Here is a 19,454-nt window from a genome sequence, read left to right on the forward strand (position 1 = left end):
ACTTATACAAATCTATCCAGTCAAGTCAAATAGACTCCATTGTTTAGATTTGCTGCTGACTTCCTGCTTCATCGAAGTCTCAAGAGCGACGCTCTCAAGGGGGATTACTTCTCCACAGGCTTCACTTCCCCCAGAGCTTGGGGTACCTACAAATTTTAACAAATGGAGCCTCCCATCGCCGCACGGTTTGGGTGGACACACTCTTTCATTTCGCCACTTGAGAAATTGATAGTTTGCTCATAAGAGTGATTATACGCCATAAAAGTATAAGTTTATGTAATTTTGGTTAATTTATCGGTTACTATTGTTACCTCCTTGCTCCCTAGAGAACGCGGCGTGGATAGCAATTACAAACCGCTATCTTGATCCCCATGCTTGATAAATGTTATGAATCTGTGACATTTGATCCCCACAAAGGAACAAACTGCGTATAAATTCCTAGGAGTATGCCCGAATTCCCTTGACGCCCCAAAACTTTTTTGCCAAAGATCAAGGACAAAGGATAGCCCTGTCTATCAACCCACGATAAGGAGGCACCCATGCCGAAAGATCGCCCCCCCTTAGAAGAAATGACATTGCGGCAGTTGCGGCGCGTCGCCAGTGAACTGCAAGTGTCCCGCTATAGCCGTATGCGCAAAGATCAACTCCTCGCTGCCATCCGTGAAAAACAGGCGCAAGCCAACGGATCCACTACCACCATTTCTGTACAACCTGTCCCCTCTAGTCTGGAGTCGCAAGAAAAAGTGGAAGCAGCAAAATTTGATCTCGGTTCTGCTCAAGATGATGTGCTCTTGGCCTCAGTGGATGAAGGCCTTGGGGATTTGCCCGGTGGCTATGGTGAAAGCCGCATTGTCCTCATGCCCCGCGATCCCCAGTGGGCCTACGCCTATTGGGATGTGCCCAACGAGCACCGCGAAGAACTGCGGCGGCAAGGGGGTCAGCAATTGGCCCTGCGGCTCTACGATGCCACCAATATCAACCTCGACAGCCAAATGCCCCACAGTGTCCAAGAGTACCCCTGTGATGAGTTGGCGCGGGAGTGGTATCTGCCGATTCCGGTGAGCGATCGCGACTATGTGGTGGAAATTGGTTACCGCTGTGCCGATGGCCGCTGGTTGGTTCTAGCCCGCTCTGCCCCCGTGCATATTCCTCCCACCTACCCCTCCGATTGGGTCTGGGATCAATTTATTACAGTGGATTGGGACATGGATCTACGGGGCAAAACTCTCTTTGATCTGGGAGCACCTTTGGCCGGCAGCGCCGAACCCAATCCCATTTACGAAGGCATTTTTGCCATGGCCGAAGGGGCAGCAGCGCAGCGGGTGGCAGGTTCCCTGTTTGGCTCCATGCACCAAGTCCCCGGCTCCATCTCCCAGTTGCCGGCAATGGCCATCAGTTCCTATGTCTTCCCCTCTGGGGTTGGGCTGTGGGCTGTGCCAACGGTTTCGGGTCTGACCATGTCGGGGGTTGGCTTCTCAGCTTCGGCAGCTCCCATTCGTCCCCGCAAGTTCTGGCTGGTGGCGGATGCTGAACTCATTGTCTATGGCGCTACGGAGCCGGATGCCACCGTCACGATTGGTGGGCGCCCCATCAAACTGAATCCTGATGGCACCTTCCGCTTCCAGATGTCCTTCCAAGATGGCCTCATTGACTTCCCGATCTTGGCAGTGGCGGCAGATGGTGAGCAAAATCGTGCCATTCACATGAAGTTCACCCGTGAAACTCCCGAACGCCGCACCAATACCAAGGAAGAAGCGGTGCTGGAGTGGCTGGCTTAGGGCAGTTGTTTAGCCTATAGCAAATCCTTCCCTCTGCCGACGGGTAGGGGGATTTTTTAGGCGCGCAAAAAGGCAAGGAGTTCGCGATTTACTAAACCGGGGACTTCCTGTTGTGCCCAGTGACCACAGTCGGGCAGATATTTCAGCCGCCACGGTGCATGAATCCATGCTTCGATACCGTTGGCAAGGCTGGGTTGGGCGAGGGGATCATCGGCGCCCCAAAGGATCAGGGTGGGGCTAGTAATGGCTTCCGTGTGCTGTTGCAGCAGGTGCCACCACTGTTGGGGTGAAAAAAGATGGCGATAACTTTTGAGAACTGCGGCGATCGCCCCCGCTTTTTCGAGAGCCGCTTGATAGAGTTGTACGGTTTCGGCTGAAAAGGCAGCCTTGCGGATAGAGTAGCGATGAAAGAGATCCTGCAAAAAACTCTGCAGATTATGCCCTAGCCAGTATTCCGCCAAGCCGGGGATGTGACAGGCCAGCAGCGGCCAATTGCGCCAAAAATGCTCCAACTGCTGCCAGAGTTCCAGTCCTATACGGTAGGGGTGCGGAGTATTCAAGACCGCTAAATGCTGCACTATCTGAGGAAAGCGTGCTGCTACGTGCCAAGCAATCAGGCCACCACAATCATGGCCGACGATGTGTGCTCGCTCATAGCCCAGTTCTTGGATCAGCGCCGTTACATCTTGGCTGAGGGTATCGAGATCATAGCCGTGAGCCGGCTTCTCGGAGTCGTTGTAGCCCCGCAGATCTGGCACGACAACCTTGAAATGACGAGCCAGTACAGGAATTTGAAATCGCCAAGAATACCAAAACTCTGGAAAGCCATGCAACAAAATTACCAGATCACCGCTGCCTTGGGTGACATAGTGCAGACGCACTTGGTTAACGCTGAGGTACTGGTGTTGCCAACTAAGGGACACTTCGGTCATTGAGGGTGGGGATCAAAGTAGAAGGAGAGTCCAATTCTACTTTTAAGCTAGCACTGACGAAAGATGCGAGGGTAGTCCCGATAGGGTTAAACCGCAGTAGGGATACGGACTTCCTTAAGCAGATTAGCCAGTTCTTGCAGTTGGTTGATGGCCTCCGCCCCTTCTAGTTTCATCAGTTCGCGGTCATCGCGCATTTCAGTCCAAGTGATCCCATAGTCGGAGACCAAGAAGCGAATCAGGTGGTTGTCGGCTAGGCTGACCATGAAGGAGGCACTGTTGAGTTCACCGCCACAGGTGTAGCAGGAGGCCATGTAGCCTCGATTTTCGAGGGCGATCGCAAGGGCTTGGAGATTGAGTACCAAGTCGCGAATAAACTGGCGGTGTTGTTCAGCTAAGCGGTAAAACATAGGACAATTAACTCCAAAAAATGAATAAACTAATCGCGCATCCCCCAAGAAAAATCTTAAGACAATCTTAAGAATGTGCCGCCATGTACCAATTTGTAAAATCTTATGAAAAAGATGTAAGAATGTAAAATTTGCTATAGGGACGCGGCGCGTTGGTTTTGCTTGGATGAAACGGCAACACGTTCTAAAAGCCTACCTTTACCTCTAATTCACTGTTGATTGCCGTGTTGATGTTGATTGTCGTCGCAAGGGCAGTTTGCCATATTCCTTAAGGGCTATGTTTTTCATTTTACTTTAAGATTCATGTTTCTAGGGTACCCTAGCCCCTAAGGACACATTTTGCAAGACAATGCCAGTAAATACGATTGTTCCCGTTGCCCTCGCCATTCTTTACCAGGGCGATCGCGTTCTTATGCAACTACGCGATGACAATCCCAATATCTTGTATCCCGGCCACTGGGGACTGTTTGGCGGTCACCTTGAACCCAAAGAAGCACCGCTAGACGGCGTGCGACGGGAAGTCTATGAGGAACTTGGCTACTGCCCACCCCATCTCACCTTTTTCGGCGAGTACGGCGATCCCCAGGTGCATCGCTATATTTTCACAGGCGCTTTGACGTGTGACCTACAAGACTTGGTACTCAATGAAGGGCAGGGCATGGACTTGGTACCCTATGCTTCTGTGGTAGCCGGGGTTCACTATGCTCAGTCCCTCCAGGAAAAGCGCCCCTTGGGAAACATCCACCGGCGAATCCTGCTGGATTTCTTTGCGCAATCTCGGATGGCCGCAGGGCTTTAAGCGGCAAACTGTTGTAGCACCCGTTCGGGTGTGCCTAGCCCTTGAACAGAGCGATCCAGATACAGCACCTGATCACAGGTTGCCCTTACCCGTTCCAAGTGATGGGAAATTTGTAAAATCGCCCAGCCTTCACTTGCCTTAAGGGTCTCCAGTAGGTCATAGAACTGTTGTTCGCTATGGAGATCTAGCCCTGCGGGTGCCTCATCTAAAATCAAGAGGCGACGGGGTTGCACCAAGCAGTAGGCGAGGAGGGCACGCTTTGTTTCACCACCTGAAAGGGAACTCATGGGTTGGGCGGCCAGATGCTCTAGGTGCAGACGTTGAAGACTGGCAAAGATGGCGCGATCGCGCTGCTTTCGGTGCTGCCACGGCCACTGCCACCTAGGTTGCCCCCAGCCCAAACCGACAAATTCCGCCACGGTGAGGGGAATCCGCGGATCACAGTGAAAGTTTTGGGGCAAATAGGCCACCTGTTGGCGCACATAGGGCAAGGGACGGCGATAGGTCATGCCGTGTCCCAAGAGGGTGACCCGTCCCTGCTGGTAGGGGATAATCCCCAGAATGGCTTGGATCAGGCTACTTTTGCCAGCACCATTGGGTCCGATAATCGCCATGTTCATGTGGGGCAATAGAGTGAAGGAGACCCCTTCGACAACCCAGCGATCGCCCCGCCGTATCGAGAGATTCTCCACTTGGAGGAGATATTCACTCACAGGGCTGCCCCTAAAGGTGTGTTCAGCCGCAGCCATGGCCCCACCACGGCAATTGAATCAGGACGACGGTAGGCTTGCCGTTGAGCGCCAAAAGCCTCGGCGAGATTACGAATGTTTTGCTCCATCCGTTGTAGGAAGTAGGCAGGGGTGAGATTCGCTGCCGAGGGAGCGCGTTCTAGGGGATCAAAGACACTGACCTTCACCCCCAAATCCTTAGCTAGGCTCTCAAAGACCTGCTCTTGCCCCGGTTCAGTCAGGAGCGTTTTCAACTCACTTTGTTGCACTGCTTGCATCACCCGCTGCACATCGGCTGGCGCAGGATTGACTGAGGGGATGCCCACGAGGTAAGTCGTCCTCAAGTTGTAGCTTGCAGCAAAGTAGGGAGCCACATCGTGATAGACCACAAAGGTTTTACCAGCAAAGGGGGTAAGTTTTTCCCGTGCCAGTGTATCGAGAGCCTGTAATTTCTCGATAAAGGCAGCACTATTTTCCTCGTAAATCTTTGCACCCTCAGGATCCACAGCAATGAGACCATCGCGAATATTTTTTACCTGTTGCATGGCACGTTTGGGATCCAGCCAAATGTGGGGATTCACCTCACCGTGATCATGGGCTTCATGGCCGTGATCGTGGTTGTGGCTATGGGCGTGCTCCTCACCCTTTGGGTCGGTGGCAATTGTGGCAATACCCACACTGGTATCAATCACTTTTAGGTTGGCATTGGCGGCATTCTGAAGGAGTTTCTCTAAAAAGCTTTCCATTTCTAAGCCGTTTTTCACCAAAACCTGAGCTGTACTGAGCCGTTGCACATCCTCAGGCCGCGCTTGAAAGTCATGCACCTCCACATTGGGCGGCAACAGTTGCTCCACCTTGGCGCGATCGCCCGCAACTGCTTTCGTAAAAGCGGTGATAGGCAAGAAAGTCGTAACAATCGTCAGCTTGGGTTCCGTTTGCGTTGTCTCTTGTGCCGTCTGTTGCTCCTGTGGGCGTTCGGCTTGGGGGGCACAGCTTCCTAGAAATACACCGAGAATGACCAAAACTCCCCAAGGCTTCAGAGTAGCGCGAATGGTCATAGGCAAACAAATGAATGATAACCATTCTCATATTGGCACACCCCGCAAGGGAGGGCAAGCAAAAAATAGAGGGGTAAGCCTCGCGCTCCCCCCTCACAAACCAAAGTGGCGATCGCCGCTAGCTAGCCTTCGAGATTCAAGAAGGGCAAAAGTGCCATAATCCGTGCCCGCTTAATGGCCACTGCAAGCTGCCGCTGTTGCTTTGCGGTTAGACCCGTCACCCGCCGCGGTAGAATTTTGCCCCGCTCCGTAATAAAGCGGCGGAGTAAATCCACATCTTTATAATCAATGGGTTGATTCGGGGGAATTGGGGAAACCCGTCGCCGATAAAACGCCATAGCTCTCCTCGAGTTACTTGATTTCTTTATGAACGGTATGCTTGTTGCAGTAGCGGCAATACTTCTTGAGTTCCAACCGCCCTGTGGTGGTGCGACGATTCTTAGTGGTGGTGTAGCGAGAGACACCGGGCGATCGCTGAGCCGGATTGGTGCGACACTCTGTACACTCTAGGGTAATAATAATTCTGGCGCCTTTTGCTTTAGCCATGGTCTTGCCTATTGATCCAGTGAGCCGATCTCCTATTATGGCAGATCTTTGCGGATTTTGCTTACCAATTCAATAAGCTTGCGATCAAGGGCAAAGCCCCGCCGACAGCGATAAACCTTTGTGCCGCCAAGGCGATCGTGGAGTGTGCGGTGCTCTTCATCAATCCAAGCTAAGCTACAGTCAACCGCTAGGGGAAGTGCCAAAATGATCAACGCCAGACTAAGGCCCTGGGACTCCCAGCCCGCCAATGTCAATAATGCCCCAAGCCCAATCACCAGTTCTCGCTTGCTGAGGGAAAGCAGATCCGGTGTCCGCTGCCGCTGATCTAAAAGACGCACATTCATCAGCCAATGGCCGGGGCTTTGCCCCTTATTGCGGTTGACTATTGCCACCCGTAATAACCACCACACCAAGGCAAAAACAAACAGCTGCCCCCACTGAATGGCGGCTCCCGGCGTGATACCGACAACACTTGTCAGCCAGATCAGGATAAAGTCAATGGTGGTGGCGATCGCCCGTCGCCAAGGCTGGGCCAGCGGTAAGGGGGGTGGGTATTGACGGGAAAGTGCCATGACGCAAACTCGGTGGCAAAAGGCCAGAGAGTGGCTAGACTAGTATAGCTTGCTGCCAATTCCCGCAAAGATTCTCTGGAGTTTGGACGGTGCAACCCGTTGATTTGACTACCTTACGTGCTGTTTGTGCCGATCTCCAACATTGGCTACCGGCACGGTTAGAAACCGTGTATCAGCGCGATCGCCACACGATTGCTCTTGCCCTCCGCACACTGAAAAAACAGGGCTGGCTGACCCTGAGTTGGCATCCCCAAGCGGCACGCCTTGCCTTTGAACCACCGCCCCCCCGCCAACCGGACACATTTACCTTTAGTCAGCAGCTCCATGCCCAACTCAATCGCCTTGCCCTTGTGCGCGTGGGGTTAGTCAACCCTTGGGAGCGGGTCGTGGTCTTGGAATTTGCCCCGCGGCCGCAGGAGGCAACGCAGTGGCGTCTCTATGCCGAGATCATGGGCAAATACAGCAATGTCATTCTGGTCAATGGGGAGGGCGAGATTGTAACCGCTGCCCACCAAGTGAACCCCCAACAGTCGCGCTTGCGCCCCATTCTCACCGGTCAACCCTATGTGCCTCCCCCGCCTCTGACGGCAGCACTGCCGCGTCTAGAGATTCCCTTTGAGCAGTGGCAACAGCAGGTGAGTGTGATCCCCGGCATCCTGGAGCAGCAACTCCTCAAGGCCTATCGGGGACTCAGTCCAGCTTTAGTACAGCAACTTCTGGCAGATGCTGGTTTACCTCTAGAGATTCACACCGCAGATCTCAGTCCTGAAGCGTGGCGGCGACTGTTTGACCATTGGCAACACTGGCTTGATTGTTTGGAGCGCGAGCGTTTCGTTCCCCAATTCACGCCAACGGGCTATCGCGTCATCCCCCCCCTTAGAACGCAGAACTCCTCAAGTGTCAGCATCCACGAGATCCTTGCCACCTACTATCAAGACCAACTGCGGCAACAGCAAACCCAGCACCTTCAGCAACAGTTGCACCAGAGCCTCCAGACACAGCGGCAAAAACTCATTGCCAAAATTGAAGGCTTTCGAGAACGATTGGCCGCAGCGGCCACCGGCGATCGCCAGCGCTATCTAGCAGATTTACTCATGGCTCATGCCCACCTATGGCAACCTGGCATGACTGAACTGATTGTGACGGACTTTACCACCCAAGAACCTCTCACGATTCCCCTATCGCGAGAAAAAAGCGCCATCCAAACGGCTCAAGAGTTGTATAAGCAGCAGCAAAAACTTAAACGCGCCCAGCAGCACATTACCCCTCTCCTCAAAGCTGCCGAAAGTGAATTGGCCTATCTGGATCAGGTGGCGGCTACCCTCGCTACGGCCACATCTTTGGATGTCCTTGAGGAGATTCGTGCTGAACTGATTGAACAGGGGTACTTGACAGCGCCCGATTACTATCGCCCCCCCACCACTCCTAGTTCCTACTTACGCTATACGACACCGAGTGGCTTTACGGTTCTTGTGGGGCGCAACAACCGTCAGAATGACGACCTCACCTTTCGCGTCGCCAGTCCCTACGACTGGTGGTTTCATACCCAAGAGATTCCCGGCAGTCATGTGATTCTTCGCCTTGAGGCAGGGGAAGTTCCCAGCGACAAAGATATCCAATACGTGGCCGATTTGGCAGCCTACCACAGTCAAGCCCGTGCCAGTGCCCAAGTGCCCGTGGTCTATACCCGCCGCAAGTATGTGCAAAAACCGAAGGGCGCCAATCCGGGGATGGTGATCTACGATCAGGCAACAGTGGTGTGGGGGCACCCCCTCAGTGTCAGTGACTGCCTGTCAGATGTGTTCCAAAGAGGGGAACAGCTTCGCTGCAGCGGGGGCGATCGCGACGGGATCGTGGCAGAATAGAACCGTGTTTTTTACGACACCATTGACTGCTGAGGTTCTATGCTGCGCCTAAATCGAAAGTCTCTAATTTCAATTCTATTAAGCGTTGTTGCCCTTATTCTAGTTGGCTGTGGCGGCCCCAGTGCCACAACCACACCCCCGCCCACCTATAGTGAGCTGCAAATTACTCGCATTCAAGACTACCTGAGTGACATTGAGAAAAATGCCGAACGCTTTGCTGATTTAGAGGTCAGTGTAGCCAAAGGTGATTGGCAAGAAGCCCGCAACATTATGCGTGGTCCCTTGGGTGAAATGTTAATGGATATGCGTGCCCTCAACCGCAATCTCTTGGCCAAGGATCAGCCCACCCCCATGGCTTTGACCCGTGCTCTTACCGATGACTTCCTGAAAATTGATCAGGGGGCGGATCTCAATAGCGTCACCGTGGCTCAAGAGGGCTTCCGCGATGCTGAGGCGGACTTCAAGGCCTATCTCAATAGCTTGCCTGAGTTGTCCTAGTCCCCTGCGTTTCTTCTAGGTTGATAGCCATTGCCCATGTCCTTCGTCGGTCTGCATATTCACAGTGATTACAGTCTCTTGGATGGTGCAAGCCAACTTCCCGACCTAGTGGCACGGGCAATGGAATTGGGGATGCCCGCGATCGCTCTTACGGATCACGGGGTGATGTACGGTGCCGTTGAACTGTTAAAGCTGTGTCGTGGCAAGCCCATCAAGCCCATCATCGGCAATGAGATGTATGTGATTAACGGGGATATTACCAAGCAGGAGCGCAAACCCCGCTTTCACCAAGTGGTGTTGGCCAAAAACAAACAGGGCTATCACAACCTCTGCAAGCTCACCACCATCTCTCACCTTCAGGGTTTTCAAGGGAAGGGGATTTTTGCCCGCCCCTGCATCAACAAAGAACTGTTGGCGCAATACCGCGAAGGGCTAATTGTGACCAGTGCTTGTCTTGGTGGGGAGATTCCCCAAGCCATTTTGCAGGGCAAGCCAGATTTGGCACGCAGTGTTGCTGCTTGGTACCAAGAGACCTTTGGGAAGGATTTTTACCTTGAGATTCAAGACCACGGCAGTCAAGAGGATCGGGTGGTCAATGTTGAGCTGGTGCGCATTGGCCGCGAGTTGGGGATCAAGGTTATTGCCACCAATGACTCCCACTTTATTTCCTGTAATGACGTTGAAGCCCACGACGCTCTGCTCTGTATCCAGACCAACAAGCTGCTCACCGATGACAAGCGGATGCGCTATAGCGGTACAGAGTACCTGAAATCCGCCGCTGAAATGGCGCGACTCTTTCGAGATCACTTACCCGATGAGGTGATTCAAGAGGCCTTGGCCAATACCCTTGAAGTGGCCGACAAAATTGAACCCTATAACATCTTTCGTGAACCCCAGAGTCCAGCGTTTCCCGTGCCTGCTGGCCATACGGCGGATACCTACTTAGAGCAGGTGGCGTGGCAGGGGCTACTGGAGCGATTTCACCTCAGCGATCGCCAGCAGTTAGATCCAGCTTACCGCCAGCGACTGGAATATGAATTAAAAGTCTTACAACAGATGGGGTTCTCGAACTATTTCTTGGTGGTGTGGGACTACATCAAATACGCCCGCGATCACAACATTCCCGTCGGGCCGGGGCGAGGATCAGCAGCGGGTTCCTTGGTGGCCTATGCCCTGCGCATTACCAACATTGATCCGGTGCACCACGGCCTGCTGTTTGAGCGGTTTTTGAACCCTGAGCGCAAGTCCATGCCCGATATTGATACGGACTTCTGCATTGACCGCCGTGAGGAAGTGATCCAGTATGTGACCCAAAAATACGGTAGCGATCGCGTTGCCCAGATCATCACCTTCAACCGCATGACCTCAAAGGCAGTGCTCAAGGATGTGGCGCGGGTACTGGATATTCCCTATAGCCAAGCAGATCAAATGGCGAAGCTGATTCCGGTCGTAAGGGGCAAACCGGTCAAACTGGCCGTGATGATCTCCGATGACACACCCTCACCGGAATTCAAGGAACAGTACGAGAGCGATCCGGTCGTACGGCGTTGGATTGATATGGCGATGCGCATTGAGGGCACCAACAAGACCTATGGCGTCCATGCGGCCGGCGTTGTCATTTCCCCAGAACCCTTGGATCGGCTGGTGCCGCTACAACGCAATAACGATGGCGCGGTGATCACCCAGTATTTCATGGAAGATCTCGAGTCCCTTGGCCTTTTGAAGATGGACTTTTTGGGTCTAAAGAACCTGACAATGATCCAAAAAGCGCGGGAACTGATCCAGAAAAACCACGGCAAAACCCTTGATCTGGATGCATTGCCCCTCGACGATGCCAAGACGTACCAAATTTTGGCCGAAGGCAAACTGGAGGGCATCTTCCAATTGGAATCCTCGGGGATGCGGCAAATTGTCCGCGAACTCAAGCCCTCAAATTTGGAAGACATTTCCTCAGTGCTGGCGCTCTATCGACCGGGACCTCTGGATGCGGGTCTGATTCCCAAATTCATTAACCGCAAGCATGGGCGGGAACCCATTGAATATCCCCATGAGCTTTTGAAACCGATCTTAAGCGAAACTTACGGCGTGCTGTGTTATCAGGAGCAGATCATGCGGATGGCGCAGGACTTGGCGGGCTATTCCCTTGGTCAAGCGGATCTGTTGCGCCGCGCCATGGGCAAAAAGAAAAAAGAGGAGATGGAAAAACATGAAGCCCTCTTCATTGAAGGAGCCGCTAAAAATGGGGTGCCCGGTGCCGTGGCACAAGAACTCTTTAAGCAGATGCTGGATTTTGCCGAATACTGTCTCAGTGGCGAGACGGCGGTGATGACGGTGGAATACGGCGCGGTGCCCATTCGGCGCTTGGTGCAGGAACAGTTGGCCTGTCACGTCTATAGCCTTGATCCCCATGGACATCTTTACACCCAGCCCATTGCCCAGTGGCACTTTCAGGGCTTCCGTCCCGTGTATGAGTATCAACTGGAGGATGGCTCAACGATTTGTGCAACACCCGATCACCGCTTTATGACCACCAGTGGCCAAATGCTCCCCATTGAGCAAATTTTTCAGGAAGGACTGGAACTATGGCAATTTGCGATCGCCCCCCATCGTCCGCAAGCGCTCCTTGAAAGTTTTTCTTTTCAGTGATCAATTTCGCGAATCCGCTAACCTAGAAAAGTGCCAACTTCTTTAACTTTCGTATGAGTGACGTCACCCTTTCCCCCGAAAAGCGTAAAGCTCTTGAGCTTGCCGTCTCCCAAATTGAGCGGACTTTTGGTAAAGGCAGCATCATGCGCCTTGGAGATGCCACCCGTATGAAGGTGGAGACCATTTCGAGTGGGGCACTCACCCTTGACCTTGCTTTGGGGGGTGGCCTGCCAAAGGGACGGATCATTGAAATTTATGGTCCTGAAAGCTCAGGGAAAACCACCTTGGCACTCCATGCGGTAGCCGAAGTCCAGAAAGCGGGTGGAGTAGCGGCCTTTGTGGATGCCGAACATGCCCTTGATCCCACCTATGCGGCTGCCCTCGGCGTGGACATTGAAAACCTGTTGGTTGCCCAGCCAGACACCGGGGAAGCGGGTTTAGAAATCGTTGATCAACTGGTGCGCTCTACGGCGGTGGATATTGTGGTGGTGGACTCCGTTGCCGCATTGGTGCCCCGTGCCGAAATTGAGGGGGACATGGGGGATAGCCATGTAGGTCTGCAAGCCCGCCTGATGAGCCAAGCCCTGCGCAAAATTACCGGCAATATTGCTAAAACCGGCTGCACGGTGATTTTCCTCAACCAATTGCGGCAAAAAATTGGCGTCACCTACGGCAATCCGGAAACGACAACGGGGGGGACGGCGCTGAAGTTCTATGCCTCGGTGCGGCTGGATATTCGGCGGGTGCAAACCCTGAAGAAAGGAACCGAGGAATTCGGGATTCGCGCCAAAGTCAAGGTGGCTAAAAACAAGGTGGCGCCGCCCTTTCGTATTGCTGAGTTTGACATTATCTTTGGCAAGGGCATTTCCAATCTCGGTTGCATTCTCGATATGGCCGAGGAAACGGGTGTCATTACCCGCAAGGGGGCTTGGTATTCCTACAACGGCGAAAATCTTGCCCAAGGGCGCGACAACACCATTAAGTACATGGAGGAGAATCCCGCCTTTGCGCAGCAGGTGGAGCAGCAGGTGCGGCAAAAGCTAGACCAAGGGGCAGCTGTCTCTGCCAATACAGTGACTCATACCCACGATGAAATCGCTGAAGGAGAATAGGGGCGATCGCCTGTGAGGGACTTCCCTAGGAGCAATTTACGCTCTCCCCAAAAGGTGAAGTCTTCCTCAACCACTTCAAAGCCACAACGGGCATATAACCGCTGCGCCGCTTGATTTTGGGTGAGGACGTGAAGATAAAGATGAGAGTAGGTGGGGAAAAGGCTGGCCTCCACAGTGTGTAATAGCTGCCGGCCAATGCCGCGACGCCGGTAGTCTGGATGCACAGCTAAATTGGAGAGATAGGGTTGCGGCTGACCTTTGATCTCACGGAGCTGCACTTCAACACTCCCCACACATAAAGAAGAGGGTTCCATGGGCATGACAGCTAACCAGCAACAGTAGTGGGGACGCTCTTGCTGCCAGCGATCGCGCAAGTCCTGCTCAATTCCCCAGCGGACAAAACTGCGCCAAAGGGCTTGCCAGCCACCGCCGGGGTGAAAACTCAGCGCCACGAGTTGAGCCACACTTGGCAGGTCAGTGATCTCTGCCGCACGAATCTCAATCATCCTAGGGCTGAGGGAGGGCAGATTGCTCAGGTTGGAGTTGGCTCATCAGTGCTCGCAGGGGGGGCTTGGCCAAGAGGGTTTGGGTATCTGCCACGAGGCGATCGCCCCAGAGGTTTTCCCGCTGAAACTCCACCGTACCATAGCGGCTATCGAGGCGTAGAGCTTCCTCCGCCAGTTGTAGTGCTCTTGCTTCATTCCCCAGTTGCAGCAGAGCCGTTGCTAGAGCTAGTTTCGGTTCACTTGCCTTGGGGTCAATGTCTGCCGCTTGCTCCCAGTTCTTGGCGGCTTGGCGGATATTGCCCTGTTCGTAGAGCACGAGGCCGATGTTGGTATAGGCTGGCCAAAACTGTCGATCTAAGCGCAATGAACGGCAGTATTGCTCGATCGCCCGATCCTTTTGCCCCAATTTGAGATAGGCATTGCCAAGGTTGAACCATTCCTCGGGGGCATCGGGTTTCAGTGCCAATCCCTGCTCGATCGCTCGCACTGATGCTCCATAATGTCCTAAGCGAAACTGGGCAGAGCCTAAGTTGAAATAGGCACCAGGATTTTTGTCATTCAGTTTCAAAGACTGCTCTAGGGCAGGAACCGCATCCTTGGGTTGATTGACGGTAAGGTAGAGTCCCCCCAGCAATGCCCAAATTTCGTGGGCTTGAGGAGCCAACTGCACGGCCAGTTTTGCCCGCGCTAAAGCTTCTTGAAATTGCTGAAACTGTGCCAGTTGCAAGGCTTCTTGCGCCACAATAAAGCCATTTTGCTCCATTTCTTTGGCATTGAGTTCAAGGGTGCGCGGTAACACCACTTGTGCTGTTGCCAGACTGCCGCTTAGGAGAACGAGACCCAGACTCAGGGTTAAACGGGCAAGCATGTTAGGCACGATCAGTTTCCGTGTTGCAAGCGAAGTGAATTCCTCTTTAGTTTGCCATAGCCTGCCGAGGTTTGCGGCGACTGAGGGCAGCTCTTGCCCAAAGCTGAAGGGAGATGATTGCCTTTAGAGAAAATTTAGAGAAAAGATAGGTTAGTCTTTGCTTGATTAAACATTGCCAATATCCTCTTGATGATTCTTGCAATCGTGGTCGAGCAAGGTGGCAGGTAGATCATTGATCAATCGCTCGTAGTGGTGGGGCGATCGCCAGCGCAGTAGATGGCTCAGCGGCTGTCCAACTAGCTCTGTTGTCAAGCCCATTGCCCGACGGGGGTTTAGCGTTGCTAGGGCAAGTGCCGCCTCAAAATCACATACCCCCCAATCCACAAGGCGCCCGACCATGGCCAAGAGGGGAACGGTTGTGCCACAGAGGGTACCATCCTCAAGGCGAGCAGTACCGTTTTTCACTTCAATATGCCGTTGATCCCAAGGGTAGATGCCATCCCCTAAACCAAGGGGAGCCAAGGCATCACTGACCAAAAACAGGCGATCGCCGGCACACTGCCACAGCAGCTTCAGCATCTGGGGATGAACATGAACCCCATCGCCAATGACGCCGCACCAGACCCGCCCATCCGTCAAGGCGGCGGCCAACAACCCCGGCTCACGGTGATGCAGCGGCGGCATGGCATTAAAAGCATGGGTAACCATGGTGGCACCGGCAGCAAAGGCCGCCTGCGCTTCCTCCAGCGTGGCCATGGAGTGACCTACACTGACAGTAATTCCCCACTGCCGCAGAGAGGGGAGCACGTCCCCCTTGGGGTCTAATTCGGGAGCAAGGGTGAGAATCTTGACCGAGTTCCTGAACTCCCCTAGAGCCGCTTTCACCCTTTCTAAGGTTAAAGGCTGAAGATGAGCTGGGGGATGGGCACCGCACTTTTGGGGATTGAGAAACGGTCCCTCCAAATGCACCCCTACAATCTCGGCTTCCGGTTCTTCCTTATTGGGCGTGTACTCGTGGATTGCTCTCAGAGCAGTGTGAATTTCCCCTAAGGGAGCGGTGACAAGGGTGGGAGCGTAGGCATCAATCCCCTGCTGCCAAAGATAGCGGCTAATTTTTTGCAGTGGCTCTGCCGTCTTTAACCAAGGAAAGGGAATGCCCAAAGCGCCGTTAATCTGTAAATCCACCCCCCCCAAGGAGAGATAATCGCCCTTGAAGTCCAGCACCTCAGCGCCATCGGCAGGAATCAGGTCGGTGCCGATCGCCGTCACTTTGCCATTTGTCAGTTGAACTTGTTGCGGGCGATCGCTCCCGACAAGCCGAACGCGATCCAACCACTGCATTGCCCTCATGCCGGCGTTGCTTGCAGATCAGGACGTTCTTCGGGGACAATCGCCCCCTCTACAGGACACACTTGCAGGCAAATACCGCAGTCAATACAGGTGGCAAAATCAATCCAGTACCAATCGGTGCCCTTGGTATTTTTGCCCGGCCCCGGATGAATACAAGCCACAGGACAAGCCTCAACGCAATCGGCAACCCCTTCGCAGACATTCGTGACAATGGTATGCGCCACAGTATTCTCCTCACTGATTTTTCCATTTAATCAGCTTCCCCGAAGGGAAGCAAGTAATGTCTGTTTAGAGGTTCTGCTGCCAGATCGTGCTTTCCATTTAATCAGCTTCCCCGAAGGGAAGCATATAGCCTCTCCCTGAGCAGATTGCGACCCCCTGTTCCGAGGGATCCCTTCCAAGAGGGGTCAAATTATTTTCTACGAAGTGACTAAAAATACTCAAAGCCGCTCCCAGAGCAACTCCGAGGGATCCAACGCAAGAATCAGGTGTTTGCCCACCTGAATAGATCCGTCGGCAGAGAAAATTCGGCACGAGACGGAATCCTGAAAAGTAACAACAGTTTTGGTATTAGACATCCTGCGTTAGGCTGGTCTTAAGCCTTTTGGCAACTGGATGTGAGCACTGCCAGCCTCTAAAAACAGAGAGTTATAAGTTTATAACCGTTTTATAACGTTAGAGCATTCTAACCGTCCTGAAGAGGGTAACCTTTTACCCGAGATGCAGTCAGGGTCAAGTCATCAAGAATGGGTTTTGTTTTAACTCAGCCTAGAGGTCTGTGGTTATTTTGCGACTTGCTAGATAGATGGAGCGCTATGGAAACTTCCTAGGCTGCTTGCAAGATCGTACTGTACCGTCTAAACAGTCAACCTTGGGAAAAGGTTACTGTCAATCCTCAGACTCTAAGCTAGATTCCTAAATCTGACTTCGCCGCTTGCGCCGCCTCCAATAGCATTGGGGTAGGCACTTCCTGCCAATCGCGATCGCCGACCTCGGCATAGAAGGTTTCATCATAGCGGCGGGTTTGGATCACCACCGGCATCGGCACCGCATGACCCAGCACCAGCGCCTGTTGTTTAGAATCCAGCTTGGCCAACACCGATCGCAACTGCTGCGACCCCGCCACGCCGGTGAAAATGGCCTCGATGTCCTTTTCATCGTTGAGGAGCGCCGTGATGCGGGTGCCGATTTGGGACATGATCTCGCTATCAATGCCCGACGGTCGCTGATCCACCACCAAAAGGGTGACAAAGTACTTGCGCATTTCGCGAGCGATCGTGCCAAAGATGGTCTGCTTCACCGTGGCCGGATCCAAAAAGCGATGGGCTTCCTCGATGGTAATCACCAGTTGACGGGGGCGATCGCTGGGATTTTTGGTTTGCAAAAACACCTCCGACTGCTGCACATAGGCTTGGTGGATGCGGCGGGCAATGATATTCGTTGCCAGCATATAGGAGAGCATATTGGCCTGAGAGCCAAACTCAATCACCACATGTTGACCCGCCGCAAGGTTGCCCAAAATCTGGCCAATGTAGTTCTTGCTACAGGTGTTGCGCAGGTACTTCAGTTGTTCTAGGCGGGTGAGTTTCCGTTGCAGCGCCATGATCGAGGCTTTGCTGCCCATCTTGGTTTCGCAAAACTCTTGAATTTCTTGATTTGTCATCACCAAGAGGCGACTAATCCAGTCTTTGCCAAACTCATTGCGCAAAATCATTGCATTTTCAAGACTGGCCTCTGAAAGGTTGAGTTCAGCTTGCACTAGCGCCAAATCCTCGACCTCAATTTGATCCAAGCCAATGTACAGTTCCTGCGCGTCGCGCACTCCCCGTCGGCGGGTGGATTCAGGATCAAGGGTGTAAATTTTCACCTGCCGGGGAAACAGCTGCCGCAATCCCTTAACGGTGGTGACCTGTGGCCCTTCACGGGTGGCCTCCCAGCCGTATTCCGAGTGCATGTCAAAAATCAGGTTCACCGCCGCCTGTTTTTGAATGATGCCCGCCAGTAATAACCGCGTCAAAAAGGATTTCCCCGTGCCCGATTTGCCGAAGACACCGTTGCTGCGCTCCACAAAGCGATCCAAATCCAAGCAAATGGGCACCGCCATATCCAAGGGAGTACCGATGGCAAAGTTGCGCCGCTGCGGGTCATCTTCCCAGCCGAATACAGCCCGAAAGTCCCGCTCACTCGCTTCATAGACGGGGCTGAAATGGGCGGGGATGGTTTTCACCGGCAGGAGATCCTGCCCCTCATTGAGAATCATCAACATGGGTGCCACGCTTAGGGTTGCAAAGGTTCCTGTACCTGCTAGCACCTCCTGTAAAAACGTGTCCTCAAGGGCAGGGGGGTTGAGGAGAATGCGGGGATTTGCCGTGCCAAGCACCACATCCGTCAGCAGACAAAAGAAGCGCGATCGCCGGCCCTGAATGACCAAAAACTGACCCACCCGCAGTTCCTCAACGGAAACATTGCCGCTCAGGCGCACTTCAAGGCCTTGCGTCAGAGAGCCTTGGACGACTATTCCCAGCTGTTGGGTTGTCATGGTCTATTGAACCTTACCACCTGAATTCGCCGGGGATCTCCAAGCCGAGGAGCCAGGGTCTGGCTGTGGAATTCAGCACCAAGGTGGGGAGGGGGCTGGAGGGTTTGACTCAGGTGCTGCACATAGCGATCCTGTGCCCGCCGAAAGCCCTCTAGGTTGTCACCGCCGTTAAGGAGGGCAAAACAGACGGTGCCGTATTTTGCCGTGGGCAAGACCCCCACGAGGGCGCTGACATTCCAAAGGGATCCGGTTTTCACCAAGGTTGCCGCCGGTAGTTGACGGGTCTCCAGTGTGCCGCGATCGCGCCCGGCCATGGGGAGCACATCCGCCAAGCTACGGTTTTGTCGGGCCAGCATTGCCTGAAGCGCAAAAAGCATACCACACGCTGCCCGCGGCGATATCCGATTTTCCTCCCCCAAGCCGGAGCCGTTGACAAGTTGGATCTCACCGGGAGGGACATTGGCCTTACGGGCGGCGACTTGCGCCACGGTTGCAGCCCCGCCTGCCATCTTCGCTAGGGTTGCCGCAATCTCATTGTTGCTGTAGATATTCATTTGCCGCACAATTTCTCCCAAGGGCAGGGAGCGATGCTCTAGGCGAAGCGTGACACCGGCAGGGATTGTCCCTGAGAAGCGGGTTCCCCCTGTAATACTCACTTGGGGGCGGGGTTGTCCGTTTAGGTGCTGCTTGTAGGCCGCTTGAATTTCGGGTGTCCAGCGGCGGTGATCCAAGGCCAGTTTGAATAGCTCTGCGGCAGTCTGGAGTTCAGAATAAAAGTTCATCATAAAAGGGGGGACGATGACTAGATTCCCCTGCACTTGGTGGATTCCTAGGCGATTGAGGGCATTGCCAAGGGCGATCGCCTCCTCCCAGACAAAGAGGGGATCATTGCCGCCGATCAAGACCAAGTCCCCCCTTAGGACGCCGTTTGCCACTGTGCCTGTGGTACCGATGCGGGTGAGAAATTGATAGTCAAAGGGGTATTTTTCAAGAACAGCAAGGCTGGTGGCAACTTTGGTGACCGAGGCCGCAGAAAGGGGGCGATCGCCCTGGTGATTGACCAGCAACTGCCGAGCACTTTGAACCCAGATCCCCTGTTGGCGAGGGGGGAAACCTTGTTGGGCCAGAGCCTGCAGATAGCGCTCTTGATACCGCTGCAATCCAACATCCGGCGGAAAAAGTAATAACCGCAGTGCCTCAAGGCGGGGTCGTCCCCAATACCATGTCAGCGCTGCCAAAAGCTCTAGCAT

The 19,454-nt window shown here is 53.7% G+C and carries 19 protein-coding genes; 6 read left to right on the top strand and 13 right to left on the bottom strand.

The features are described 5' to 3' along the window. Positions 1-539 precede the first annotated feature (539 nt). Positions 540-1,778: a DUF4912 domain-containing protein gene (locus ACK4IR_RS03125; RefSeq protein WP_409872449.1), complete on the top strand. Its 1,239-nt coding sequence runs from the start codon at positions 540-542 to the stop codon at positions 1,776-1,778. A gap of 56 nt (positions 1,779-1,834) precedes the next feature. Here ACK4IR_RS03125 and ACK4IR_RS03130 read toward each other — a convergent pair whose 3' ends face one another. Together ACK4IR_RS03130 and ACK4IR_RS03135 are read right to left on the bottom strand one after the other, a co-directional pair. Further along, positions 1,835-2,710, bottom strand: a complete 876-nt coding sequence (locus tag ACK4IR_RS03130) for an alpha/beta fold hydrolase (protein ID WP_409872450.1) — start codon at positions 2,708-2,710, stop codon at positions 1,835-1,837. A gap of 86 nt (positions 2,711-2,796) precedes the next feature. Further along, a complete protein-coding gene (locus ACK4IR_RS03135; protein WP_149818796.1) occupies positions 2,797-3,117 on the bottom strand; it encodes a DUF1815 family protein in 321 nt (106 codons plus the stop codon). 349 nt (positions 3,118-3,466) lie between these two features. Here ACK4IR_RS03135 and ACK4IR_RS03140 point away from each other — a divergent pair, with 349 nt between their 5' ends. Beyond that, positions 3,467-3,916, top strand: coding sequence for an NUDIX hydrolase (locus ACK4IR_RS03140; protein ID WP_409872452.1), 450 nt, complete (start codon positions 3,467-3,469; stop codon positions 3,914-3,916). Here the strand turns inward: ACK4IR_RS03140 and ACK4IR_RS03145 are convergent. The 5 genes from ACK4IR_RS03145 to ACK4IR_RS03165 form a co-directional block, all read right to left on the bottom strand. After that, the gene (locus ACK4IR_RS03145; RefSeq protein WP_409872453.1) at positions 3,913-4,629 is read right to left on the bottom strand and encodes a metal ABC transporter ATP-binding protein; all 717 of its coding nucleotides are present in this window, start codon (positions 4,627-4,629) and stop codon (positions 3,913-3,915) included. The genes ACK4IR_RS03140 and ACK4IR_RS03145 overlap by 4 nt on opposite strands. Further along, positions 4,626-5,702: a metal ABC transporter substrate-binding protein gene (locus ACK4IR_RS03150; RefSeq protein ID WP_409872455.1), complete on the bottom strand. Its 1,077-nt coding sequence runs from the start codon at positions 5,700-5,702 to the stop codon at positions 4,626-4,628. The genes ACK4IR_RS03145 and ACK4IR_RS03150 overlap by 4 nt, the downstream gene beginning before the upstream one ends. 122 nt (positions 5,703-5,824) lie before the next feature. Then, positions 5,825-6,040 carry a 30S ribosomal protein S18 gene (rpsR, locus tag ACK4IR_RS03155; protein ID WP_181494593.1) on the bottom strand — a complete coding sequence of 72 codons (216 nt, stop codon included), beginning with the start codon at positions 6,038-6,040 and terminating at the stop codon, positions 5,825-5,827. 13 nt (positions 6,041-6,053) lie between these two features. Next, positions 6,054-6,248: a 50S ribosomal protein L33 gene (gene rpmG / locus ACK4IR_RS03160; protein ID WP_409872457.1), complete on the bottom strand. Its 195-nt coding sequence runs from the start codon at positions 6,246-6,248 to the stop codon at positions 6,054-6,056. Positions 6,249-6,283: 35 nt separating this feature from the next. Beyond that, a complete protein-coding gene (locus ACK4IR_RS03165) occupies positions 6,284-6,820 on the bottom strand; it encodes an RDD family protein (RefSeq protein WP_409872459.1) in 537 nt (178 codons plus the stop codon). A gap of 89 nt (positions 6,821-6,909) precedes the next feature. Between ACK4IR_RS03165 and ACK4IR_RS03170 the strand changes: the two genes are divergently transcribed. Genes ACK4IR_RS03170 through recA form a run of 4 tightly spaced genes read left to right on the top strand, consistent with a single transcriptional unit; the run spans position 6,910 to position 12,941 of the window. Continuing rightward, entirely contained in the window at positions 6,910-8,685 is a 1,776-nt protein-coding gene (locus ACK4IR_RS03170) for an NFACT family protein (protein WP_409872461.1), read from the top strand. A 39-nt stretch (positions 8,686-8,724) separates the two neighbouring features. Further along, the gene (gene psbQ / locus ACK4IR_RS03175; protein ID WP_409872463.1) at positions 8,725-9,183 is read left to right on the top strand and encodes a photosystem II protein PsbQ; all 459 of its coding nucleotides are present in this window, start codon (positions 8,725-8,727) and stop codon (positions 9,181-9,183) included. Between the two features lie 36 nt (positions 9,184-9,219). After that, positions 9,220-11,829 (top strand): DNA polymerase III subunit alpha, encoded by a 2,610-nt coding sequence (locus tag ACK4IR_RS03180; protein ID WP_409872465.1) that lies wholly within the window; start codon positions 9,220-9,222, stop codon positions 11,827-11,829. Positions 11,830-11,882: 53 nt separating this feature from the next. Beyond that, complete coding sequence (gene recA / locus ACK4IR_RS03185; RefSeq protein WP_409872467.1) at positions 11,883-12,941, top strand: recombinase RecA; 1,059 nt, start codon at positions 11,883-11,885, stop codon at positions 12,939-12,941. Here recA and ACK4IR_RS03190 read toward each other — a convergent pair. The 6 genes from ACK4IR_RS03190 to ACK4IR_RS03215 all read right to left on the bottom strand — a co-directional run bounded on the left by ACK4IR_RS03190 (position 12,908) and on the right by ACK4IR_RS03215 (position 19,454). After that, complete coding sequence (locus ACK4IR_RS03190; RefSeq protein ID WP_409872469.1) at positions 12,908-13,447, bottom strand: GNAT family N-acetyltransferase; 540 nt, start codon at positions 13,445-13,447, stop codon at positions 12,908-12,910. The genes recA and ACK4IR_RS03190 overlap by 34 nt on opposite strands. A 1-nt stretch (position 13,448) precedes the next feature. Next, complete coding sequence (locus ACK4IR_RS03195) at positions 13,449-14,315, bottom strand: tetratricopeptide repeat protein (protein WP_409872592.1); 867 nt, start codon at positions 14,313-14,315, stop codon at positions 13,449-13,451. 165 nt (positions 14,316-14,480) lie between these two features. Beyond that, positions 14,481-15,665, bottom strand: coding sequence for an N-acetylglucosamine-6-phosphate deacetylase (nagA, locus tag ACK4IR_RS03200; protein WP_409872470.1), 1,185 nt, complete (start codon positions 15,663-15,665; stop codon positions 14,481-14,483). After that, positions 15,662-15,889, bottom strand: a complete 228-nt coding sequence (locus ACK4IR_RS03205; RefSeq protein WP_298977160.1) for an indolepyruvate ferredoxin oxidoreductase subunit alpha — start codon at positions 15,887-15,889, stop codon at positions 15,662-15,664. Before ACK4IR_RS03205 ends, nagA begins: the two co-directional genes overlap by 4 nt. A gap of 683 nt (positions 15,890-16,572) precedes the next feature. Beyond that, complete coding sequence (locus ACK4IR_RS03210) at positions 16,573-18,204, bottom strand: helicase HerA domain-containing protein (protein WP_409872473.1); 1,632 nt, start codon at positions 18,202-18,204, stop codon at positions 16,573-16,575. Next, on the bottom strand, positions 18,201-19,454 hold the full coding sequence (locus ACK4IR_RS03215) for a D-alanyl-D-alanine carboxypeptidase (RefSeq protein ID WP_409872474.1): 1,254 nt from the start codon (positions 19,452-19,454) through the stop codon (positions 18,201-18,203). Before ACK4IR_RS03215 ends, ACK4IR_RS03210 begins: the two co-directional genes overlap by 4 nt.

The organism is Thermosynechococcus sp. (assembly GCF_046299635.1).
Taxonomy (GTDB): Bacteria; Cyanobacteriota; Cyanobacteriia; order Thermosynechococcales; family Thermosynechococcaceae; genus Thermosynechococcus.

Bases quoted from the DNA above. Each gene is read 5' to 3' on its own strand.
- ACK4IR_RS03180 (WP_409872465.1), top strand. From the start codon at position 9,220: ATGTCCTTCGTCGGTCTGCATATTCACAGTGATTACAGTCTCTTGGAT.
- ACK4IR_RS03135 (WP_149818796.1), bottom strand. From the start codon at position 3,117: ATGTTTTACCGCTTAGCTGAACAACACCGCCAGTTTATTCGCGACTTG.
- nagA (WP_409872470.1), bottom strand. From the start codon at position 15,665: ATGAGGGCAATGCAGTGGTTGGATCGCGTTCGGCTTGTCGGGAGCGAT.
- ACK4IR_RS03125 (WP_409872449.1), top strand. From the start codon at position 540: ATGCCGAAAGATCGCCCCCCCTTAGAAGAAATGACATTGCGGCAGTTG.
- ACK4IR_RS03215 (WP_409872474.1), bottom strand. From the start codon at position 19,454: ATGCTAGAGCTTTTGGCAGCGCTGACATGGTATTGGGGACGACCCCGC.
- ACK4IR_RS03130 (WP_409872450.1), bottom strand. From the start codon at position 2,710: ATGACCGAAGTGTCCCTTAGTTGGCAACACCAGTACCTCAGCGTTAAC.
- ACK4IR_RS03140 (WP_409872452.1), top strand. From the start codon at position 3,467: ATGCCAGTAAATACGATTGTTCCCGTTGCCCTCGCCATTCTTTACCAG.
- ACK4IR_RS03210 (WP_409872473.1), bottom strand. From the start codon at position 18,204: ATGACAACCCAACAGCTGGGAATAGTCGTCCAAGGCTCTCTGACGCAA.
- psbQ (WP_409872463.1), top strand. From the start codon at position 8,725: ATGCTGCGCCTAAATCGAAAGTCTCTAATTTCAATTCTATTAAGCGTT.
- ACK4IR_RS03195 (WP_409872592.1), bottom strand. From the start codon at position 14,315: ATGCTTGCCCGTTTAACCCTGAGTCTGGGTCTCGTTCTCCTAAGCGGC.
- rpmG (WP_409872457.1), bottom strand. From the start codon at position 6,248: ATGGCTAAAGCAAAAGGCGCCAGAATTATTATTACCCTAGAGTGTACA.
- recA (WP_409872467.1), top strand. From the start codon at position 11,883: ATGAGTGACGTCACCCTTTCCCCCGAAAAGCGTAAAGCTCTTGAGCTT.
- rpsR (WP_181494593.1), bottom strand. From the start codon at position 6,040: ATGGCGTTTTATCGGCGACGGGTTTCCCCAATTCCCCCGAATCAACCC.
- ACK4IR_RS03150 (WP_409872455.1), bottom strand. From the start codon at position 5,702: ATGACCATTCGCGCTACTCTGAAGCCTTGGGGAGTTTTGGTCATTCTC.
- ACK4IR_RS03190 (WP_409872469.1), bottom strand. From the start codon at position 13,447: ATGATTGAGATTCGTGCGGCAGAGATCACTGACCTGCCAAGTGTGGCT.
- ACK4IR_RS03165 (WP_409872459.1), bottom strand. From the start codon at position 6,820: ATGGCACTTTCCCGTCAATACCCACCCCCCTTACCGCTGGCCCAGCCT.